This is a genomic window from Planococcus glaciei, from assembly GCF_900099655.1.
In the GTDB taxonomy this organism is placed as follows: Bacteria; Bacillota; Bacilli; order Bacillales_A; family Planococcaceae; genus Planococcus; species Planococcus glaciei.
On sequence record NZ_FNDC01000008.1, the window covers coordinates 138,644 to 156,539 of the forward strand.

Below are 17,896 nucleotides of genomic sequence, written 5' to 3' on the forward strand. Positions count from 1 at the left end.
CAAAACGAATCGGGCAATGTTTGCTATACTAGGTAAATGAACTTTTCTTATTTATTATTGCGACTATTTCCTTCCTGAAAGGAGACTGCGAATGGTTTATGCAATTCTGCTCTTAGAAGTGCTGCTCATCACCGTTTTCATTTATTTTGTCAGCGGGCGTTTGATGGGGGCACAAGTCAATTTCACGAAACGGGTGCTGTCGGTCGTGCTCGGTGTGTCGCTGACGACCTTTGTGTACTGGTACTCTTATTTGCGCTATACCGATTATTTATCCGAGAGTGTGCTGAATACCGCAACGGACGTCAGCACGATTGTTTGGGTCGGCAGCATCCTGTTGATCTCAATGCTCTTGTACTTGCTCTTTGAATTGTTCGATCCGATTGAACTGGGTGCTAAAGGAGAACGCATCACCGGCCGGAAGTTCATTTTTAAGCGCCTGCAGCACCAATGGCGCCGGCAAAAACGGCTGCGCGAAGTGGTGGAAATCGCCCTCCGCAACGGGATTTCGAGAGCGCTGAAATACGCCAGGCACCGGGAAAACGACCGGGAACTGGCAATCGCGTTCCGGGATACGCTGGAACAAAGCGGCGGGATCTTCATCAAGTTCGGCCAAGTGCTCTCCACGCGCACCGAGCTGTTTCCGCCCGCGTTTGTCGAAGAACTGGGCACGTTGCAGCAACGGGTAAGACCGCTGCCGAACAGCCAGGTCCAGGACATTTTGGAAGCCTCCCTCGGCGGACGCTTTGAAGAAGTGTTTTCTTCCTTTGACATGGAACCGCTCGCCGCTGCATCTATCGGGCAAGTGCATAAAGCCGTCTTGAAGAAAGACAACCGGCACGTCGTGGTGAAATTGCTGCGGCCGGAAATCAAACGCATCATGCGCGATGATCTGAACATTCTGGTGGAATTTGCAGAATGGGTGTCGAACCGCTCCGCGTGGGCTGAAAACCTCGGGTTCCGTGAACTGGCAATCGGTTTCGCGGCAGGCCTGCGGGAAGAAATCAATTTCAACATCGAAATTCGCAACACGATTCAAATTACGAATGCCATGAAGAACAGTCCATACCGAGTGCGCATTCCGCATGTCTATACCGAATACAGCAGCGACAAGCTGATTGTCATGGAATACGTGGAAGGCAAAAGCATCGCCCAAGGCAGCCGCGTCTTCCACCAGTTTGGCAGCAACGAAAAAGATTTCGCCCGCACCGTGTTGTTTTCGTTTTTCGAACAAATGCTGGATTCCGGCATTTTCCATGCGGATCCGCATCCGGGCAACATCTTTATCGATGAACAGGACGGCAAACCGATTCTGCTCGATTTCGGGGCAGTGGGCAGACTTGCTTCTCCGCAGCAGGAAGGGCTCAGTTTGTTCATCATCGGGGTGCAGCAAGGCGATGCAAGCGTCATTTACGACTCGATTATGCTGCTGGTGGAAGACAATCAGCAAATCGACCGCCACCGGTTTGAACAGGCGATCGGGCAGATTCTGTTGAAGATTTCCTACGTCCACCGGATTCCGACAACCGAACTGATCCACTCCTTGTTTGACCTGGTGCGCGATTTCGGGCTGTCGTTCTATCCGTCTGTCGGAACGGCGCTCCGTTCACTCATTACGCTCGACGGCACGCTGCATACCATCGATCCGACATTTGATATGTTCACAGAAGCCAAAACGTTTGCCCAGAAGTACAAATCGGATTTCCTGAAAAAGCCGTTCAAAGAACCGAAAGCCGTGAAAGACCGGCTGGAAAGCGAACTGGCTCTCGTAATCCCGGAACTGGTCCGGTTGCCCAAGCGATTGGACCGGCTGGTGGAACGGGTGGAGAGCGGCAAGATCATCCTGCATCACGACGTGTTCTCCGACCGGCACAACGCCAATTTCATCACACAGATGTTTTCGCGCCTGGTGCTGCTGCTGACGGGCATCACATTCGGCTTGATTTCATCCGCATTGCTGGCAATTGCCCAATTCATCAATACCGCCTATGCGGTGTACTTGAATACCGCAGCTTATACCGGATTGTTCCTGTGCGTCATTTTGCTTGTCCGGTTATCGGTGCAAGCGATACGCGATATGAAACGCAGCAACGACATCTGACACGAAAGCCATTCAGCCTTAAGGGCTGGATGGCTTTTATTCTGCTGAACAATAAGTTGACTTGGTCAACTACCCATACTACTCTTTAGATACATAAATCCTGTAGAAATAAAGGAGGGCTAAGGATGGCAGACCTGACAAAGATCGAAGAGATTCGCCGGTTCAACCGGCACTACGCCAATATTCTCGGGAAAGTGGACCAGAAAATCTACCATAAGCCGTATCCGTTAAGCGAAGCCCGCGTCCTTGCTGAGCTCTACGGAAAAACCGGCATCACCGCAACGGAAATCCGTGAGAAACTGGGGATTGACCGGGGCTATATGAGCCGAATCGTCCAGAAATTCGAAGACGACAAGCTCATTGCCAAAAAACAAGCGCCTTACGACAAACGGCAGCATTTGCTTCACTTGACCGGCTACGGAGAAAACGTTCATTTGGCCTTAGTGGGCGAAGCCAATAAAGAAGTTGCAAAGATGATTGCTTCGCTGACGCCGAAGCAACTGGAGCAATTGACAGGTGCCATGCATACGGTGGAGAAATTACTGAACCATGAAGCGCCGCAAGCGCCGCGCGTCCATATCCGGCCGTTTCAGCCCGGGGAACTGGGGTATGTTTCTTATCTGCACGGCCGTCTTTACAAAAAGACCTACGGCTTTAGTGAGCTCTTTGAATACTACGTTATGAAGGGCTTATCGGAATTTCTGGTGGACCGGCAAGGCGACGAATTGTGGATTGCGGAAGTGGACGGGGAAATCGCGGGTTCGATTGCCATTGCACGCGCAGAGGGCCATACCGCTCAATTGAGATGGTTTGTGATCGATGAACAGTTCCAGGGGCTCGGCATCGGCAAGAGCCTGATGGACACAGCGCTGGCGTTTTGCCAGACGCAGAACTACCGCCATGTTTTCTTATGGACTGTCAACATCCTTGAAGCCGCACGCCACCTGTATGGCAAATACGGGTTTGAACGGACCGCGCAAAAACCGAATGCCGAATGGACCGATCAAGAATTGATCGAAGAACGTTGGGATCTGGAGATGGATTCTCATTAAAGATGGCACCCGGTTATCAACCAAGTGCCGCAAAGGAATTTTTTCTCTTATCGTTTGGTATTTCGTAAAATTACTCTCACCGGAATCAGTATCGTATAAAGAATTTTTTGGACGATCCAAGGCGGCTTAGTCACTCGGATGTCATCTTGATGCTGGAGCCCGAGGTGTGATGTAATCAAAAGAGGCGGCATCCCGTTATTGTCCAGCTTTCCCGCATTGGCTAGAGCAAAATAAGATCTTAAGAACTGTTCGATTGTTAAAGCCGGCGTAAACCGTTGGATCGTATGAGCTTCCATTGGGCCTTCATTCCAAAAATAGTGGGGGACCCCTGGCGGAATGACGATTGTTTCTCCCGCTTTAACGATTTGGACACGGCCGTTGATTGAAAAGCGCACTTCGCCAGACAGCACTTCAGCCGAGCTTTCTTGTTTCGGATGAATATGCTCCGGTTCTTTTTCAGTTGACGGAGGATTAAACGTTTCAATTTCCAGTAACTGTCCGTTTGTATCTTTTGCCGTTTGACGGAAAATCATGCGTTGGCCTGAGCGCAGATTGGTAATGGTTTGTTGTGGCGCCATTTTTCTCACCTCCTTGATTTACTAATTTGGCTATATATAGATCAACTACAATAGAAAAAAACAGGAGAGTGAATTTTATGGAGTTCTCAATAGATGTTCGGATTACGATAGAACCGCCAGCGAAATTTGAAGAAGTTTACCAGCTGTACCGAGAGTTAGAGTGGGATTCGCTTGGCCTGACAGTTGTTGAGCTGCAGAAAATGTGCCAGCAAAGCTGGTACGTGCTGTATGCGTACCAAGGCAGTGAGTTGGTTGGAATGGGACGGATTATCTCAGATGGCGTAATTACCGGATTGATCTGCGGAGTCGGTGTTTTGCCAAGCTCTCAAGGTGTTGGCATCGGACGCATGCTGGTGAATGGCCTGATTGAGCAATGCGACCGGCACCGGATCATTCCGCAGTTGATGTGTCATGAGAACTTGGAGTCTTATTATGAGACTTCAGGATTTAAAAAATTTACGATCGGCATGACAAAAGCACGTAAAGAAGGGTAATAGTTCTTTTTACTTGTCCTTAAAAACAATGAAATTACATGGTAATTTTCTGTCATTTAAGATACAATAAGCTCATCAAACATTCCGATAAATGAGTTCAAGATGGATTGTAAACAAGAAGAAAGATGAATAAAATCCGATTAATGCGTGAAAGAACGCTAGCAAAATTCAAATGTACTAAAAGACAAGCATTTTTCCTGAAAATCCTTATGATATAAGCGTTCGAAGTAGAAATCGTGAAGCTAAAGCGGCAGAAACATCAGACAAGTACGGTTCATTCTAAAGACGAACATCAGTGTAAACTGGGACCCTATAAGCTTGCTGCGCTATATAGTGGGTCATTAAGAAATTGAAGAGGCTATCTGAACCTAGCAACTTTCCATATATCGCCGCGGCACCGAAAGTTCAATCGCGAAATGCTAGTCATTAACAGAAGGACATTAGGGAGGTTCTTTGTTATGAAGCTGAAAAGTCTATGGAAAATGTTTTCACCAATCATTGATATGGCACTGAGCATTGGCCTGGTCGGTTTTTCAATCTACGCGATTATTTACATGTACGTAATGGATGCTTATTCGTTCTGGTTAATGGTGACATTATGTTCCGCACTATACGGGAGCGTACGAGGGTTAGTAGGAAACCTATTTAAGCCCAACGAATAGAATGATACTCCTTAGCTGTTGAAAAAGCCGAAAGTAGTGATCTGCTTGTACGAATCGTTTTAAAGACTTCTCATAGACGCTACAAGAGGAGAGTGTAAGAAAACGACGGCCTTAATTTCTTAAAAAATAATTTAGTAGACATAATATAAATTATCGGAAGTAGTGTTTCATTTATTAAGTATACTTAAGACAGTGAGACGAAGCCGATTTTTCGGCTGTTTTTCGGCTAATTTGGCCATTTTCGGTTTTCTTCAGATTAACTGGGTTTTACTCGGATTTGTTGATTGTTTTTCATTTATCAGTTGTTCGTTACGAGTTGTTTCTAAAAAATTTAAATCGATTCCGTCTCAATGAATTTTATTTGGTTTTAACTGACTGTGTTTACCAGCAAACGCATTTCAGTTGTGTACATTGCAGCTTAAGTTTAATTCTGTCTCATAACAAGTTCTCATCAATTTATTCATTGCTGCTGGATCTGTCTTTACATCACCAGCAAATTCCACCGATGTCCATCCAGATCCGTAAATCCTGCACCGTACATGCCGTCAAATTCGCCTGGTTCACTGAACACTGTTCCGCCTGCTTGGACCACTTTTTGGCACATCTCATGGACTTCATCCCGCGTATCCGCAGAAATCGAGAGCAACACTTCTGTGCTTTGCGATGAATCTGCTAAGCCGTTTTCCGCAAACTGCTGAAAAGCCGCTTCCTGCACCAGGATAATCGGCGAATTTTGCTCGCCTATGGCCACACGCCCCATGTCATTCTGCTTGCTGACGGTGTATCCCAAAGTCCGGAAGAATTCCATCGACTTTTCCAACTCCTTTACCGGCAAATTCACCCAAAAATACGTTGCCATTTCACTCATCCTTTCTCCTATTATTATGTGGTATGTCCTTAAACAATCCTTTTCACCGTCATTATAGGGCTATTTTTCAAGTATTTCCATCGATTTAGTGAAATTTATTTTAATTTTCAGATTAATAAACCCGCCTTTTTTCCACTCCATATAAACTCACCGAAACCTATTAAATCTTGCTTCTTTAGATGCAGAAACTTCAATATTACCGGTAATTCACGCTATTTTATATTAATTCTTGCTATAATAGAGGTATAATCCTTTTTAGAAACGAGTGCCTGCCATGGACCCGAACCGCTTTCCTTTTATTTTTCATTCTGCCGACGTCATTCACTGCCCGAGCGATACACGGCACATCAAACCGCTCCACGTCCATCCGGAATCGTGCGAAATCATCCTTGTTTTGGAAGGCCAAAGCCGCTTTTCCATCAACCAGAAAACCTACACCGCCACTACGGGTTCACTGGTGCTTTGCAATGCCGGCGACTGGCACGCAGAAGCTTCTGTTAAAGGACAAGCATACAGCTGCCTGTCTCTCAGCTGCTCCGGCCGATTAATGGATGAGCTTGAACTTCACCAACTGCGGCCGCCTCAGCTACCACCTGTACATCAGCCGGCTGAGTTTGAACGCCTGAAGTCGATTGGCCTGCAACTAATGGCAGAAAACAGCAGTTCCTACGCCAATAAGCATGAAATCACAGGTCATTTATTCGGAGTTTTTCTCGGCATCTTGAAACGTTCTTTGGCTGAGCCGAACCGATTACCAGCGGATCACCAACAGCACATCCGCATGGCCAAACGCTTTATCGAAGAAAACGCGCACCGGACATTGACGCTCGAACTGCTCTCTACAGAAATCGGCTTGAGCAAATACTACCTTGCCCGGGTCTTTAAAGAACAGACCAACATGAGCCCAATCCAGTACGCCATTCACTGCCGCATTAGGTTGGCGCAGTATTTGCTGCAGCACACCGAAGCCTCCATCCAGCAAATCGCCCGACGCACCGGCTACAAAAGCGAAACGCATTTCCAGCAGGCGTTCAAAAAAGCCGCCGGACAGACGCCTGGCAAGTACCGTACCTGCATGAAAGAGCAGCAAAATCATACATAGCAATCATGAAAACAAGCAGCGTTCATTTGTATGAAGGCAGCTTGTTTTCATCTATTCTATTCGTTCATCGAAAAATTTGTAGAGTTCTTTTTCCTGATAGGTTTTAAAGATCAGCCCTTCTGTATCGAACACCAGAATGACAGGCAATTTTTCAATGCCCAGTTCTTTCTTGTAATCCACCACCCAGTTCTCGGTATACGGGAATTGGCCGGCATTCAATTCAACACCTTCGCTGAGCTTATCAAAAATCTTTTCCACATCCATACCGTGAAGATCTCCTTCTTCGTACAAGACGGTCACATTGTACGAGCCTTTTGAAGGCGCGAGGAACCGTTCGTACTTCTCTTTATAAGTCATTTCCAATAAGATAATTTGATCAATTTCAACCGGTGTAGTTTCTTCTGTGGGCGGCAACACCTTCACTTTTTGCCGCGGCTTGAAATCTTTTAAGTCTGCCGGGGCGCCGTTTTCAAATTTCATCAGGGTCTCGTCTGTGATGAGTGCCTGAAAGCCATAGCCAATATCCGGCACAGCTTGGTTTGAAGGTACATGCCGATTAATCCATTCGGTATGATCTACGTACAGGGAGTGTGCTAAAGGATTCGTTTCGCCAATTGTGCCGATCAATTCCTGGTCGTTAAATTGTCGGCTTTCTGACGTTCCCTTATCTTCCGCTTTTATTTTGTCTTCTTCTATTTGTCCGCATGCAGCAAGCAAGCTAATAAATAAACAACTAAGCATAAATGCCATTTTCCGCAATTCCACTATCATCCCTCCCTTTTGCACATCCGCCAGCCGTTTCTTTTGTCATTTTTAATAGCTCTGTTATAGACTAAGTCGTTTTTACATTGTTTAAAGTTTCATATTATCCAGGAGTTGTAACCATACAAACGTTTTTCTGTTTCGCTTAAAAGACCGAATGCCCTGTGAGACAGCATCCTTTTTATAGGTTCTGATAATTAACCCCAAAAAGAGGCAAAAGCTTTTTCGCTTTTGCCTCTTTTTGGGGTTAGTTGTTACTTGTCGCTGCGTTTGCTGAACTTGTAGACAACAAACACCATGATGAGCGGAACGCCGACCATTAAGGCGAAAATCGCAACAGCGGCGATCATTTGAAAACTGGATGTGTCGTTCACGAGTGCATTCTCCTTTATGTGTAGACGGCTTGTCTCTTTTCTTCGATTCTACACCATTTCCCTCCGCTGGCGGGGCATTTCCGCTACCTTTTACAAATTGCCAAAAGTTTATGGCTCCAGAAGACACATTTCCCTAAAGAAAAATAGAAAAACCAGAAGTTTTTAGGCTTCTGGTTTTTCTATCGGATCATCTTACAAGCCGTACCGGATCACTTCACCCGGATGATGATTTTGCCTTTGGCGTGGTGCGTCTCACTTAATGCATGGGCATCTTGAAGCCCTTGTTCGCTCAGGTCAAACACTTCGCCGATGATGGGTTTTAATTGGCCTTTTTCATAAAGAGAGGCCAGCTCTTGCAATTGGTCGCCTTGCGGTTCCAGCCAGTAGGAGCTCGCGTTTACACCGTATTTAGCGGCGTCATCTTCGGACGGCATCCCGGCGATGGATACCAAATATCCGCCTTTTTTCAAGGCCTGGTAGCTTTTCTCGAGCACCTCGCCGCCCAGTGCGTCCAGGACGATGTCATAATCACTTAAAACGTCTTCAAATTGTTCGGTTTTGTAGTCTATCACGAGATCTGCCCCAAGTGAGGAGACAAACTCTTCGTTTTCCTTGCTGGCCGTCGTGGCCACGTAGGCGCCGAAGCTTTTGGCAATCTGAATAGCGAAGTTTCCGACACCGCCGGCACCGGCATGAACAAGGACCTTGTCGCCTTCTTTGATTTTGGCCACATCGACTAAAGTCTGCCAGGCCGTCAACCCGGCAAGCGGAATCGCAGCCGCTTCTTCAAAGCTCATGTTTTCCGGTATGCGGGCCAGCAAATTCTCTTCCACTGGCACAAATTCAGCATAGGTGCCTTGGCGGGTCGTTGCAGGGCGTGCAAATACCCGGTCCCCGACCTTGAACTCGCGTACCGCTTCCCCAACTTCGGCAATAACGCCGGCTGCGTCCCAGCCAAGAATGATCGGGAACTCAAATGGCAGCCGTTCTTTCAAATAGCCTTCGCGCAGTTTCCAGTCGATCTGGTTGATCGACGTCGCATGGATTTCCAACAATACCTGATCTTTTGCAATCTGCGGACGCTCCAGCTCTTTTTCCTTTAATTGCTCTTTGCCGCCGTATTGCTCAATGACAATTGCTTTCATGAATAAAATGCCCCTTCCTTGAGTTCAGTTTTTCTGCATACATGTTCTTTGTTTCCCGTTCCTAGAGAATAATGAAACATTTCAGCTTCCTCCACAAAAAAACTCCCCAAACCCAGCATCGGGCTTGAAGAGTGTTGGCCGGTGTCAATTCACTTTTTTCGCACTGTTCCAGTACATTTCGCGCAAGCGGAACTTCTGCAGTTTGCCCGTCGCGGTTTTTGGCAGAGCTTCCACAAAATCAATCGATTTCGGTGCTTTGAAATGCGCCATCTTCTCGCGGGTGTACGCAATGATGTCCTGTTCCGTGACTTGTGCACCCGGTTGCAGGACGATGATCGCTTTTGGCACTTCGCCCCATTTCTCGTCCGGCACCGCAATGACGGCCACTTCCATGACGTCTGGATGCTTATAGAGCACGCCTTCGATTTCCGTTGAGGAAATGTTCTCACCGCCGGAAATGATCATGTCTTTGATGCGATCCTGGATTTCGATATAGCCGTCCGGATAAGTTACGGCAAGATCGCCCGTGTAGAACCAGCCGTCGCGGATCGCTTCCGCCGTTTTTTCCGGGTCTTTGTAATAGCCGCTCATGACGACGTTGCCGCGGGTAACGATTTCCCCGAGTTCTTTGCCGTCCCAGGCCACTTCACGCCCGTCTTCCTGGTTGACGACTTTTGTTTCGCCGTTAAAGGCGAGTTCGATGCCTTGGCGCGCTTTGATCGTCGCTTGCTCTTCCGGCGATTTTGCCTCGAATTCTTTTTTCCATTCGTTGTACAGGATAAACGGAGACGTTTCCGTCAGGCCGTACACGTGGATCATGTTGAGGCCAAGGATGGCCTGCGCTTTGCCGATGAGTGCCGCAGCAGGCGGTGCACCGGCTGTCGCCATGCGCGGATTGGTTGTAATCTTGATGTCTTTCGCTTTCGGTTCGTTGACGAGCATGTTGACGACCGTCGGCGCACCGCAAAGAATGGAAATCTTGTGCTGATCGAACAGCTCCAAAATGAGCGGCGGGTCGACTTTTCGCAGGCAGACGTGCGTCGCCCCCGCTGCCGTGATCGCCCAGATGCCGCCCCAGCCGTTCGCATGGAACATTGGCAAGGTGTGCAAGTAGACGTCGTCGTGCACGACATTCAAGTGATGCAGGAAGTTTGCGGCATTGAGGTAATTGCTGCGGTGCGACAGCATGACGCCTTTTGGATTGGACGTGGTACCGCTGGTGTAGTTCAAGGTCAGCATTTGGTTTTCATCGATGTCGATTTCCGGCAGCTGGACCTCTTCCGGCACTTCGCCGATAAAGTCTTCGTACGTCACACCGTTAATGGCCGACTCGCATCCCGCCACTTCAACGACAATGAACTTTTCAATCGGCAGCTGGTCCTGAATGCCTTCGATCAATTTTCCGAATTCCGCATCGACAATCAGCATTTTCGCATCGCTGTGGTTGATGATGTACTCCAGGTCTTTCGCCGTCAGGCGGTAGTTGAGCGGTACCATGACCGCACCGAGCTGACAGATGCCGTAAAAGCATTCCAGCATATAATGCGTATTCGGCAGCATGACTGCGACGTGGTCGCCGGGCTGAATCCCTGCGTTATGTAAAGCGGCGGACAATTGATCGGTGCGCTTGCCGAACTCTTTGTATGTAAAGCGTTTGTCTTCGTCGATCACGGCAATTTTCTCCGGGTAGTATTTGATGGCGCGGCGTTTCCAGTCAAGTGGCGTTAAAGCAGCAAACATGGCAATTCCCCTTCCGAATCTGTTTTTTTCTAACACGTGTTATAACACAGTATAAGTAGCGCAGGAATGGGTGTCAAATGAGTTTTTGGAATTGAGTGAATTATTCACACAAAAACAGCCAATGATTTTTCCGGGAAGTCACTTAGTTCCTGCAAGTCACTTAGTTCCTGCAACTCTATTATTTGCTGCTATGTGCGTTAACCGGATTCAAACTTCCTGTGGGCGCAATGTATATAAGCCGGACAAAAGCTTTTCTGCTTTTCTCCAATCAACTGTTCCCTGTTATGCCCATAAGATGAGGAGGCCATCTAGAACAAGGTATTACTTTCATTAACTCATTCTAAAAAAGCTCAGATTCAATCTTTAATGTGTCGGAAGTATGTATGTAAGTGCCGACGTGTAATAAATTCGGAATTAATCGCTTTTTCCTGAAACTTTTCTCCTGAAAAAAACGTATGTATAGAAGATGACAATAGACATAAATGTAAAATCATGTATTTTTTAAGAAAGGAGGAATAATATGAGCTTGCCCTATCAAGAATACGGAAATTTGCAGGCGCCTCTGGTGGTTTTTGTACACGGCGGCGGGGTTGGCGGTTGGATGTGGGACAGGCAAATCCGCCATTTCAGAAACTACCACGTCGTGGTGCCGGAACTGAACTGTGCGGAAAACGCCTCCGCTTTTTCCATTGCCGGAAGTGCCAAGCGGCTGATTGCCTTGATTGAAGAAAAGCGGCAGAACAAGCCGGTCATCGCCATCGGCTTTTCGCTTGGGGCGCAAGTGGTCGTGAGTGCAATTGGCCAGAAGCCGGATCTGGTGGATTACGCCATGCTGAACAGTGCCCTGGTTAAGCCGCTGCCGTTTAAAAACACCATTGCCAAATCGTCTGCCTTGTTCCAGCCTTTGGTTCAAAACAAAACGTTCTCAAAACTCCAGGCGAAATCGCTTTACATAGGAGACAGCTACTTTGAAGCTTACTACCGCGACAGTTGCCGCATGAAAAAGCGTGAACTGTTCCGTATGTTAAAAGAGAATATGTCGTTTGTCCTTCCGGAGAACTTCAAATACGCCCAGGCGGACATTCTGGTAACGGTCGGCGAAAAAGAACGCGGTGTCATGAAAGCGTCCATGACGGAAATTCTAAAAAGCAATCCGAATTGCCGGGGAATCGTCTTTCCGGATGTCGGCCACGGCATTTCACTTGCGAAGCCCGAACTGTTCAACCGCGTCATTGAACGGTGGCTCGCCGATCGCGTGTTCCCTGAACAAGTGATCGTCTTAAACGATTGAAGCAAACCTCAGGAGGGTTTATTCTCCTTATTCGCCCGTGCGGCGGATATCCACCGATACAGCAAGTCGGAACCGAATGCTGCCCCCATACCGGTCCAAAGAACGGCGGATTTTGAAACAAGTTCGCGTTCGTACAGGACACCATATGCCAAGTCTGCGCTTAACAACAGCACCATGGCATAGAATCCGGTAACGGCCGCTTTGGTCCAGCTTGCTATTTCTTTTTGGTTCATCTTCTTAAAAAAAGATCGACATGTGCTCATCCCTTCCCTCTTTTAGTACTCCATTTTTGTAGTTCTTCTTCAAATTTCTTAATTCATTTTCCATTTGTTGCTTGCTGTTTTTTTGATTTTAATAACACTTATGTAATGAAGTATTTGAGGAATAGAAAAACGCAAAAACTGCTCAAGAGCCGCCAACCATAAAGCCGCCTCCCCTTTCTTCTTAATCGTACTGTAAGCTCCACTTTATTAATAGCCAAATTTTCCATTTATTAGATTTTTAGTTAGTGTTAGGATGTAACCAGGGCAAGTGCTTAAATATATGTTTGACACTAGGAGGAATTCTTGTGATCCAATTCATGGATGTCGTCGTTGGTGCTATTATTGATAATATTAAATTAATCGGCTATTTCCTTGCCGGCGTTTTGGGCGTCAGTGCCGTTCTTTATGCATTTACCGGTGCACTGGATTTCTTTACAACGTTATTTTATTGAACCACGATTTTTTTAATTGGCTACCTTCGGATGACCCAATACCCGATTGCATCAAAAGCCGAACGTTCCCATTCCCTCTTTAATATTAAAGAAAATAAAAAATCCCGCTTCCTATGACGACTCCTAGGGCGGGATTTTTCCATTGCCTTACCATTCTTATAACTTATTGCATCGGCACCATGAGCCGGACGGTTGTACCACGGCCGACTTCGCTCGTTACTTTAATCGAACCGCCGTGCAGCCCAACCAATTGCTTCGTGATCGCCATGCCCAGGCCGGAACCGTTTCCGGATTCCACGGTGTTCGACCCGCGGTAATAGCGCTCGAACAGCTTGTTGAGCGTTTTTGCGTCCATGCCGGTTCCGTCGTCTTCAATCCGGACGATGAACAAGTGCTCCTCAATTGTTGACAAGGCTACGGTAATTGTCGTTCCCGCTGGATTGTACTTTACCGCATTGGCGATCAAGTTGTCGACGATGCGCTGGAACCATTTCGGGTCGATGTCAGCCATAACATCTTCTTCGGCCGGCTGAAAATCAAATTCAAAATTGGCGTTTGCCGGTTCATTGATGAATTGAATGATGGTGCGCCGCATGAATTCGTTCAGTTCCACCGGTTCTTTCGAAAGCGGCAAGGCATGGTTCTTCAAGCGGAACGTCAAGGTCAAATCTTCCAGCAATTCCATCATATAGCCCGATTTTTCATGGATGATGCCGGCAAACTCTTTTGCCTCGGTTTTGGACCATTGGTAATTTTCCGCTTCCAGCAATTGCGCATAGCCGGAAATGGAAGACAGCGGCGTCTTGAGGTCGTGCGACAATCCGCTGATCCAGTCTTCGCGCGTCTGGTTGAGTTCGCGGCGCTGCACTTTGTGCTGCTTTAAGGTATCGGTCAATTGCTCTAATGTCCCGATCAAATCCTTATATAGCCGGTATTTCCGCTTCATCTTGCCTTTTTTGGTGTAGAGGGCCGGTTGGCCGCTTGCATCCTGCGGCGCTTCGTATTGGCGGCTGCCAAGGTTTTGGATCCATTGCATCATGACCAAAAGCGGCATGCCGAACTTCCGGGCATACCAAAACGTGCCGATGACTAAAGGCAAAAGCAGCAGAAGAAAAACGTAAATCAGCTTGCGGTCGGCAAAACTGTCCTCCAAAAAAGAGGAGGGCGTTTCGGCAACTCCGACATAGAGTGCAGTCTGGGTGGCTTCGTCCACCGATACAGACAGCATCGGCCATTTCGCGGCGAGCCGGTCAATCCCGTCAATGGAAGCCGTAAACTTGGGCGCCTCTTCCCCGAAGCTGTCCACCACTACTCCGCCGACATCCACAAGCTGGACCCAGGCGTTTTCCGCCTGCAGCTTCTTTTCCATGTCCGCGGTCAACCCGAGTTGCTTTTGGCCCCAATCCACACCGGGTTCCAAAGCGGCCGTTAAGCCCGCGGCTTTGTTTTCTTTTTCGAACAATAAATACAGCGGATCCTCATCAAAGTATTCCAGTTTCCAATAAGCGCGTTCTTTGCCTGCCGAATCCGTCCCGAGCAGCCATGCCGCCAATTCGTTTGCCTTCATCCGGGAAGGCGTTTGTTCCGGCGCCTGGAAAGAATCAAGGACATTTCCTTCTGCATCCACCACGAGGAGCTGGCCATTTTGGCGCTCGGCCAGTTCTTTTAACTCCGGATCGATGGATACGTTTTTTCCGTCAACCGATATTTTGCCGGTAAAGTAGGAACTTTCGGCTTTGGCAAGATCTTGGCGGGCATCCTGTTCCGTCAGCGAAAATCCGATAATGGCCCAAATGGCCAGGATGGTCACCAAGAAAACCGCTGACAACAAAAGAAGCTGAGTGAAAAATTGCAGCAAAAAGCGCTTGTGCAGATTCATAGGCCACCTGCCGGCACAAATTTGTAACCCAGCCCCCGCACCGTCACAATCAGTTTCGGGCTGCTGGGGTCCTGTTCAATTTTTTCGCGCAGCTTTCGGATATGGACCATCACCGTATTGTCCTCGCCCAGGAATTCTTCACCCCAGACGTTTTCGTACAATTGGCTTTTGCTGAACAGCTGATTGGGGTGGCGGCAGAAAAACAGCAACAATTGGTACACTTGCGCCGGCAGATCCACCGGCTTGCCGTCAATCTTCACTTCCGCAGACAGCGTGTTGATGTACACCGGGCCGGCGCTGTACATCGTCTGTTGGGCCTGGACCGGATTTTTGCCGCTTCGGCGCCGCAGATGGGCTTTCACGCGCGCCGCCACTTCCAATGGATTGAACGGTTTGGTAATGTAATCGTCCGCTCCGACCGCAAAACCGGACAGTTTGTCCAAATCCGACGACCGGGCAGTCAAGAAAAAGATGGAAGCATCCGTTGTTTCCCGGATCAACGGGCAGATGTCAAAACCGCTGCGCTCCGGCAGCATGACATCGAGCAGGATCAAATCGTATGCCGTTTGCTTGGAGAGCGCCAGCGCTTCTTCGGCAGATCCCGCCGTATCAATTGAACGAAAGCCTTCTTTTGTTAAAATCGTTGTCAGCATATGTAAAATAGCGGGTTCATCATCTACAATTAATAAGTGCGGTTCCTGCATCGTAAAAATCCTTTCTTTACCGTTTTCCTGTAAATAATCATATCATTCCAAAAAGGGAAAAAGCGGAATTAAGGAAAAATTAAGGAACAGGTTTCCTTCACTTAAGTTAAGGCATTTATACTGAAGACAGCTTCAGAAATACATGCACGTTATGAAACGGAGGAAAGTCGATGTTCGCCATTGGCAAAAAAGAGTTTTCAAGTTTGTTCCAAAGCATCATGTCACTGCTCATGATCGCCCTGTTACTCGTTACATCTTATTATTCCGCAAAGTTTTCCGATTTGTTGACCGTAGGTGCCGGGCTGTCGGCAAGTGAAGCGGAAGATGTCCATACCGCGGGCCTGCTCTTTTTATTGGTAGGCTTCGGCCAATTGTTCGTGATGGGCCTGTCGCACGACACCATTAACCGGGAGCTCCACGAACGCACGATGCGGTTTTTGGTCACCCGGACTTCGAGAATTTCGATTGTGCTGGGCAAGTATTTAGGCATCTGGTTGTTTTGGTTCGTGTGCATTTTGATTTCATTTCTCATCATCAGTTTGTTTTCTTTGAAAATCGATCTGTTCATCTTTTCGCAAACCATCGCGCTCGTGACGTTCCAAATTGCTTTGGCCGTCCTCTTGTCGGTCCTGATTCCAAAGCCGTCTTATACGATGTTTCTCGGTGTCTTACTCGGAATCGCCTTGCCGATTCTTGGCGTATGGGTCGCCTTCACCAATAACTTATGGGTTTCCTGGTTAAAGTTTGTCAGCCCTTATTATTATTTGATCAACGATGATTATTCATTTTTAGTCATTTTCGGGTTGGCGGGACTGGTACTTGCGGCCGCACTCGCATTGTTCAATAGGAGGGAATGTTAATGAACGTCATTGAAACGAAAAACCTGAAAAAATCATACGGGGCGACACCGGTTATCCATGGCATCGATCTAACGGTCGAACGAGGAGAAATCTTCGGATTCCTTGGCCGCAACGGCGCGGGGAAATCGACGTTCATCAATATGCTGACGGGCATCATCCGTCCGACAAGCGGCAGCTTTTCCTTGCTTGGTGTGGAAGGGCCGAATCAGCGCCTGAAGAAACACATCGGTGTCATGCCGGATTACTCAAGCTTTTACAATTCGATGAACGCCATCAAGCATTTGAAATTCCTGTCCGCACTTTCCGGCATGCCGGTTTCCACTTCCCAGTGCAAAGCGGTGCTGAAAATGGTCGGCCTGGAGCAGGACCTATCCAAAAAAGTCGGCAAATTCTCGTTTGGCATGAAGAAAAAGCTGGGGATTGCACAAGCCATCATCCATGAGCCGGAACTCATCTTTCTGGACGAGCCGACTTCCGGCATGGATGCAGAATCCGCGTTGCAAATCCATCAGCTTATCCGGGATTTGCAGGCAAGCGGCAAAACCGTTTTCATGACTTCGCATAATTTATTTGAAGTCGAAAAGCTTTGTTCGACCATCGCCATCATGAAAGAAGGCGCCATCGTCAAAAAAGGCAGCATGGAAGAACTGCGCTCGTATTACCGCTCCACCCTGGAAGTGAAATTCAAGCATTCGGCGATTCCGGAAAGCGAAGCCGAAAACCTGTATGACTGGCTCGAAACAGCAGGCAGCGATTTGAAAACGACGGCGTCCTCCAGCAGTTTGACCGTCGGCAGTGAACGAAAGATCGCTGAAATCATCCGGGCGTTTACCAAATGCCAAGTGGATGTCTTCCGCGTCGAAGTCAACGAACCGTCGCTCGAAGAAATGTTCCTCGAAGAATAATGAATAACCCCTGAAACGCATGTCGGTTGTGCGTTTCAGGGGTTATTCATCAATATTCAATAAATCCGTTTTGCGAATAATCGTTATTCAACTCTCCGTAACAACTAGTCGTTAATCCGGCAGCATATTCATTAAATGATTAGAACCATTTTCTTTGTCTGTAACGTATGTCCGAATAAGTCATCTTCGTATTCATCGACCACGGAAAAGCCTTTTGCCGCGTAAAACGTTTCTCCGCTGGTATTTCCTTTTTCCACTTCTACGTATAGTTCCTTCACACCGTCCAACGCTTCGAGCACACCTTCCAGCAGCTGTGTCCCAATTCCATTGCTTTTGGCTTCCGGCAGTAAATAGATGGCACTAAGATCTGCTTGGCCGTCTTTTTGAAAAGCGGCGGCGTAGCCGATGACGTCCGAATCGCTTTCAGCAACGAGAAAAAGGCTGTGGTCGATTCGTTTCGCCATCATTTCATCGGAATAGGCCTGCTCCAGAAATTGGTCCTGGATCGCTTCCGGGATCAATTCCTTATAGGTATCGTGCCAACTTTCTTTCGCCACGTGCTGGATGGCCTGGATATCTTTCTTTTGTGCTTTTCGAATAATGGCTTTCAAATGCTCCACTCCTTTAAGATGGTCGATACTCTTGTGTCCGCTCATTTACTAGCTCC

Annotated in this window: 17 protein-coding genes; 8 read left to right on the top strand and 9 right to left on the bottom strand. The window is 47.7% G+C overall.

Annotation, left to right across the window (positions count from 1 at the left end):
* The first annotated feature begins 91 nt into the window (after positions 1-91).
* The gene (locus tag BLQ32_RS11425; RefSeq protein WP_036808450.1) at positions 92-2,098 is read left to right on the top strand and encodes an ABC1 kinase family protein; all 2,007 of its coding nucleotides are present in this window, start codon (positions 92-94) and stop codon (positions 2,096-2,098) included.
* Positions 2,099-2,223: 125 nt separating this feature from the next.
* Positions 2,224-3,150, top strand: a complete 927-nt coding sequence (locus BLQ32_RS11430; protein ID WP_074510404.1) for a bifunctional helix-turn-helix transcriptional regulator/GNAT family N-acetyltransferase — start codon at positions 2,224-2,226, stop codon at positions 3,148-3,150.
* Positions 3,151-3,197: 47 nt separating this feature from the next.
* Here the strand turns inward: BLQ32_RS11430 and BLQ32_RS11435 are convergent, their stop codons facing one another.
* Positions 3,198-3,728: a cupin domain-containing protein gene (locus BLQ32_RS11435; RefSeq protein WP_074510405.1), complete on the bottom strand. Its 531-nt coding sequence runs from the start codon at positions 3,726-3,728 to the stop codon at positions 3,198-3,200.
* Between the two features lie 77 nt (positions 3,729-3,805).
* Between BLQ32_RS11435 and BLQ32_RS11440 the strand changes: the two genes are divergently transcribed.
* Positions 3,806-4,222, top strand: a complete 417-nt coding sequence (locus BLQ32_RS11440; RefSeq protein WP_074510406.1) for a GNAT family N-acetyltransferase — start codon at positions 3,806-3,808, stop codon at positions 4,220-4,222.
* A 1,143-nt stretch (positions 4,223-5,365) separates the two neighbouring features.
* Here BLQ32_RS11440 and BLQ32_RS11450 read toward each other — a convergent pair.
* On the bottom strand, positions 5,366-5,743 hold the full coding sequence (locus tag BLQ32_RS11450; protein WP_074510443.1) for a VOC family protein: 378 nt from the start codon (positions 5,741-5,743) through the stop codon (positions 5,366-5,368).
* A 283-nt stretch (positions 5,744-6,026) separates the two neighbouring features.
* Here BLQ32_RS11450 and BLQ32_RS11455 point away from each other — a divergent pair, with 283 nt between their 5' ends.
* Positions 6,027-6,854: an AraC family transcriptional regulator gene (locus BLQ32_RS11455; protein WP_074510407.1), complete on the top strand. Its 828-nt coding sequence runs from the start codon at positions 6,027-6,029 to the stop codon at positions 6,852-6,854.
* 51 nt (positions 6,855-6,905) lie between these two features.
* Here the strand turns inward: BLQ32_RS11455 and BLQ32_RS11460 are convergent, their stop codons facing one another.
* From BLQ32_RS11460 to BLQ32_RS11470, 3 genes are all read right to left on the bottom strand, one after another.
* Entirely contained in the window at positions 6,906-7,619 is a 714-nt protein-coding gene (locus BLQ32_RS11460) for a hypothetical protein (RefSeq protein ID WP_074510408.1), read from the bottom strand.
* Positions 7,620-8,199: 580 nt separating this feature from the next.
* Complete coding sequence (locus BLQ32_RS11465) at positions 8,200-9,135, bottom strand: NADP-dependent oxidoreductase (RefSeq protein ID WP_074510409.1); 936 nt, start codon at positions 9,133-9,135, stop codon at positions 8,200-8,202.
* 144 nt (positions 9,136-9,279) lie between these two features.
* The gene (locus tag BLQ32_RS11470; protein ID WP_074510410.1) at positions 9,280-10,875 is read right to left on the bottom strand and encodes a long-chain-fatty-acid--CoA ligase; all 1,596 of its coding nucleotides are present in this window, start codon (positions 10,873-10,875) and stop codon (positions 9,280-9,282) included.
* Positions 10,876-11,395: 520 nt separating this feature from the next.
* Here BLQ32_RS11470 and BLQ32_RS11475 point away from each other — a divergent pair.
* Positions 11,396-12,166: an alpha/beta fold hydrolase gene (locus BLQ32_RS11475; protein ID WP_074510411.1), complete on the top strand. Its 771-nt coding sequence runs from the start codon at positions 11,396-11,398 to the stop codon at positions 12,164-12,166.
* Positions 12,167-12,174: 8 nt separating this feature from the next.
* Here the strand turns inward: BLQ32_RS11475 and BLQ32_RS11480 are convergent, their stop codons facing one another.
* Entirely contained in the window at positions 12,175-12,429 is a 255-nt protein-coding gene (locus tag BLQ32_RS11480) for a hypothetical protein (RefSeq protein WP_074510412.1), read from the bottom strand.
* A 305-nt stretch (positions 12,430-12,734) separates the two neighbouring features.
* Between BLQ32_RS11480 and BLQ32_RS19855 the strand changes: the two genes are divergently transcribed.
* A complete protein-coding gene (locus BLQ32_RS19855) occupies positions 12,735-12,881 on the top strand; it encodes a hypothetical protein (protein ID WP_175557104.1) in 147 nt (48 codons plus the stop codon).
* 163 nt (positions 12,882-13,044) lie between these two features.
* Here the strand turns inward: BLQ32_RS19855 and BLQ32_RS11485 are convergent, their stop codons facing one another.
* Positions 13,045-14,760 carry a sensor histidine kinase gene (locus BLQ32_RS11485; RefSeq protein ID WP_074510413.1) on the bottom strand — a complete coding sequence of 572 codons (1,716 nt, stop codon included), beginning with the start codon at positions 14,758-14,760 and terminating at the stop codon, positions 13,045-13,047.
* The gene (locus BLQ32_RS11490; protein WP_074510414.1) at positions 14,757-15,464 is read right to left on the bottom strand and encodes a response regulator transcription factor; all 708 of its coding nucleotides are present in this window, start codon (positions 15,462-15,464) and stop codon (positions 14,757-14,759) included. The genes BLQ32_RS11485 and BLQ32_RS11490 overlap by 4 nt, the downstream gene beginning before the upstream one ends.
* A 170-nt stretch (positions 15,465-15,634) precedes the next feature.
* On the opposite strand from BLQ32_RS11490, the gene BLQ32_RS11495 reads away from it, so the two are divergent.
* On the top strand, positions 15,635-16,324 hold the full coding sequence (locus tag BLQ32_RS11495) for an ABC transporter permease (RefSeq protein WP_074510415.1): 690 nt from the start codon (positions 15,635-15,637) through the stop codon (positions 16,322-16,324).
* Positions 16,324-17,229, top strand: a complete 906-nt coding sequence (locus tag BLQ32_RS11500; RefSeq protein WP_074510416.1) for an ABC transporter ATP-binding protein — start codon at positions 16,324-16,326, stop codon at positions 17,227-17,229. The genes BLQ32_RS11495 and BLQ32_RS11500 overlap by 1 nt, the downstream gene beginning before the upstream one ends.
* A gap of 131 nt (positions 17,230-17,360) precedes the next feature.
* Here the strand turns inward: BLQ32_RS11500 and BLQ32_RS11505 are convergent, their stop codons facing one another.
* Positions 17,361-17,885, bottom strand: a complete 525-nt coding sequence (locus BLQ32_RS11505; protein WP_175557109.1) for a GNAT family N-acetyltransferase — start codon at positions 17,883-17,885, stop codon at positions 17,361-17,363.
* Positions 17,886-17,896 lie beyond the last annotated feature (11 nt).

What these genes read in the sequence shown, in the direction of transcription:
- BLQ32_RS11425 (WP_036808450.1), top strand. Translation starts at nt 92, where the DNA reads ATGGTTTATGCAATTCTGCTCTTAGAAGTGCTGCTCATCACCGTTTTC.
- BLQ32_RS11430 (WP_074510404.1), top strand. Translation starts at nt 2,224, where the DNA reads ATGGCAGACCTGACAAAGATCGAAGAGATTCGCCGGTTCAACCGGCAC.
- BLQ32_RS11435 (WP_074510405.1), bottom strand. Translation starts at nt 3,728, where the DNA reads ATGGCGCCACAACAAACCATTACCAATCTGCGCTCAGGCCAACGCATG.
- BLQ32_RS11440 (WP_074510406.1), top strand. Translation starts at nt 3,806, where the DNA reads ATGGAGTTCTCAATAGATGTTCGGATTACGATAGAACCGCCAGCGAAA.
- BLQ32_RS11450 (WP_074510443.1), bottom strand. Translation starts at nt 5,743, where the DNA reads ATGGCAACGTATTTTTGGGTGAATTTGCCGGTAAAGGAGTTGGAAAAG.
- BLQ32_RS11455 (WP_074510407.1), top strand. Translation starts at nt 6,027, where the DNA reads ATGGACCCGAACCGCTTTCCTTTTATTTTTCATTCTGCCGACGTCATT.
- BLQ32_RS11465 (WP_074510409.1), bottom strand. Translation starts at nt 9,135, where the DNA reads ATGAAAGCAATTGTCATTGAGCAATACGGCGGCAAAGAGCAATTAAAG.
- BLQ32_RS11470 (WP_074510410.1), bottom strand. Translation starts at nt 10,875, where the DNA reads ATGTTTGCTGCTTTAACGCCACTTGACTGGAAACGCCGCGCCATCAAA.
- BLQ32_RS11475 (WP_074510411.1), top strand. Translation starts at nt 11,396, where the DNA reads ATGAGCTTGCCCTATCAAGAATACGGAAATTTGCAGGCGCCTCTGGTG.
- BLQ32_RS11480 (WP_074510412.1), bottom strand. Translation starts at nt 12,429, where the DNA reads ATGAGCACATGTCGATCTTTTTTTAAGAAGATGAACCAAAAAGAAATA.
- BLQ32_RS11485 (WP_074510413.1), bottom strand. Translation starts at nt 14,760, where the DNA reads ATGAATCTGCACAAGCGCTTTTTGCTGCAATTTTTCACTCAGCTTCTT.
- BLQ32_RS11490 (WP_074510414.1), bottom strand. Translation starts at nt 15,464, where the DNA reads ATGCAGGAACCGCACTTATTAATTGTAGATGATGAACCCGCTATTTTA.
- BLQ32_RS11495 (WP_074510415.1), top strand. Translation starts at nt 15,635, where the DNA reads ATGTTCGCCATTGGCAAAAAAGAGTTTTCAAGTTTGTTCCAAAGCATC.
- BLQ32_RS11500 (WP_074510416.1), top strand. Translation starts at nt 16,324, where the DNA reads ATGAACGTCATTGAAACGAAAAACCTGAAAAAATCATACGGGGCGACA.
- BLQ32_RS11505 (WP_175557109.1), bottom strand. Translation starts at nt 17,885, where the DNA reads ATGAGCGGACACAAGAGTATCGACCATCTTAAAGGAGTGGAGCATTTG.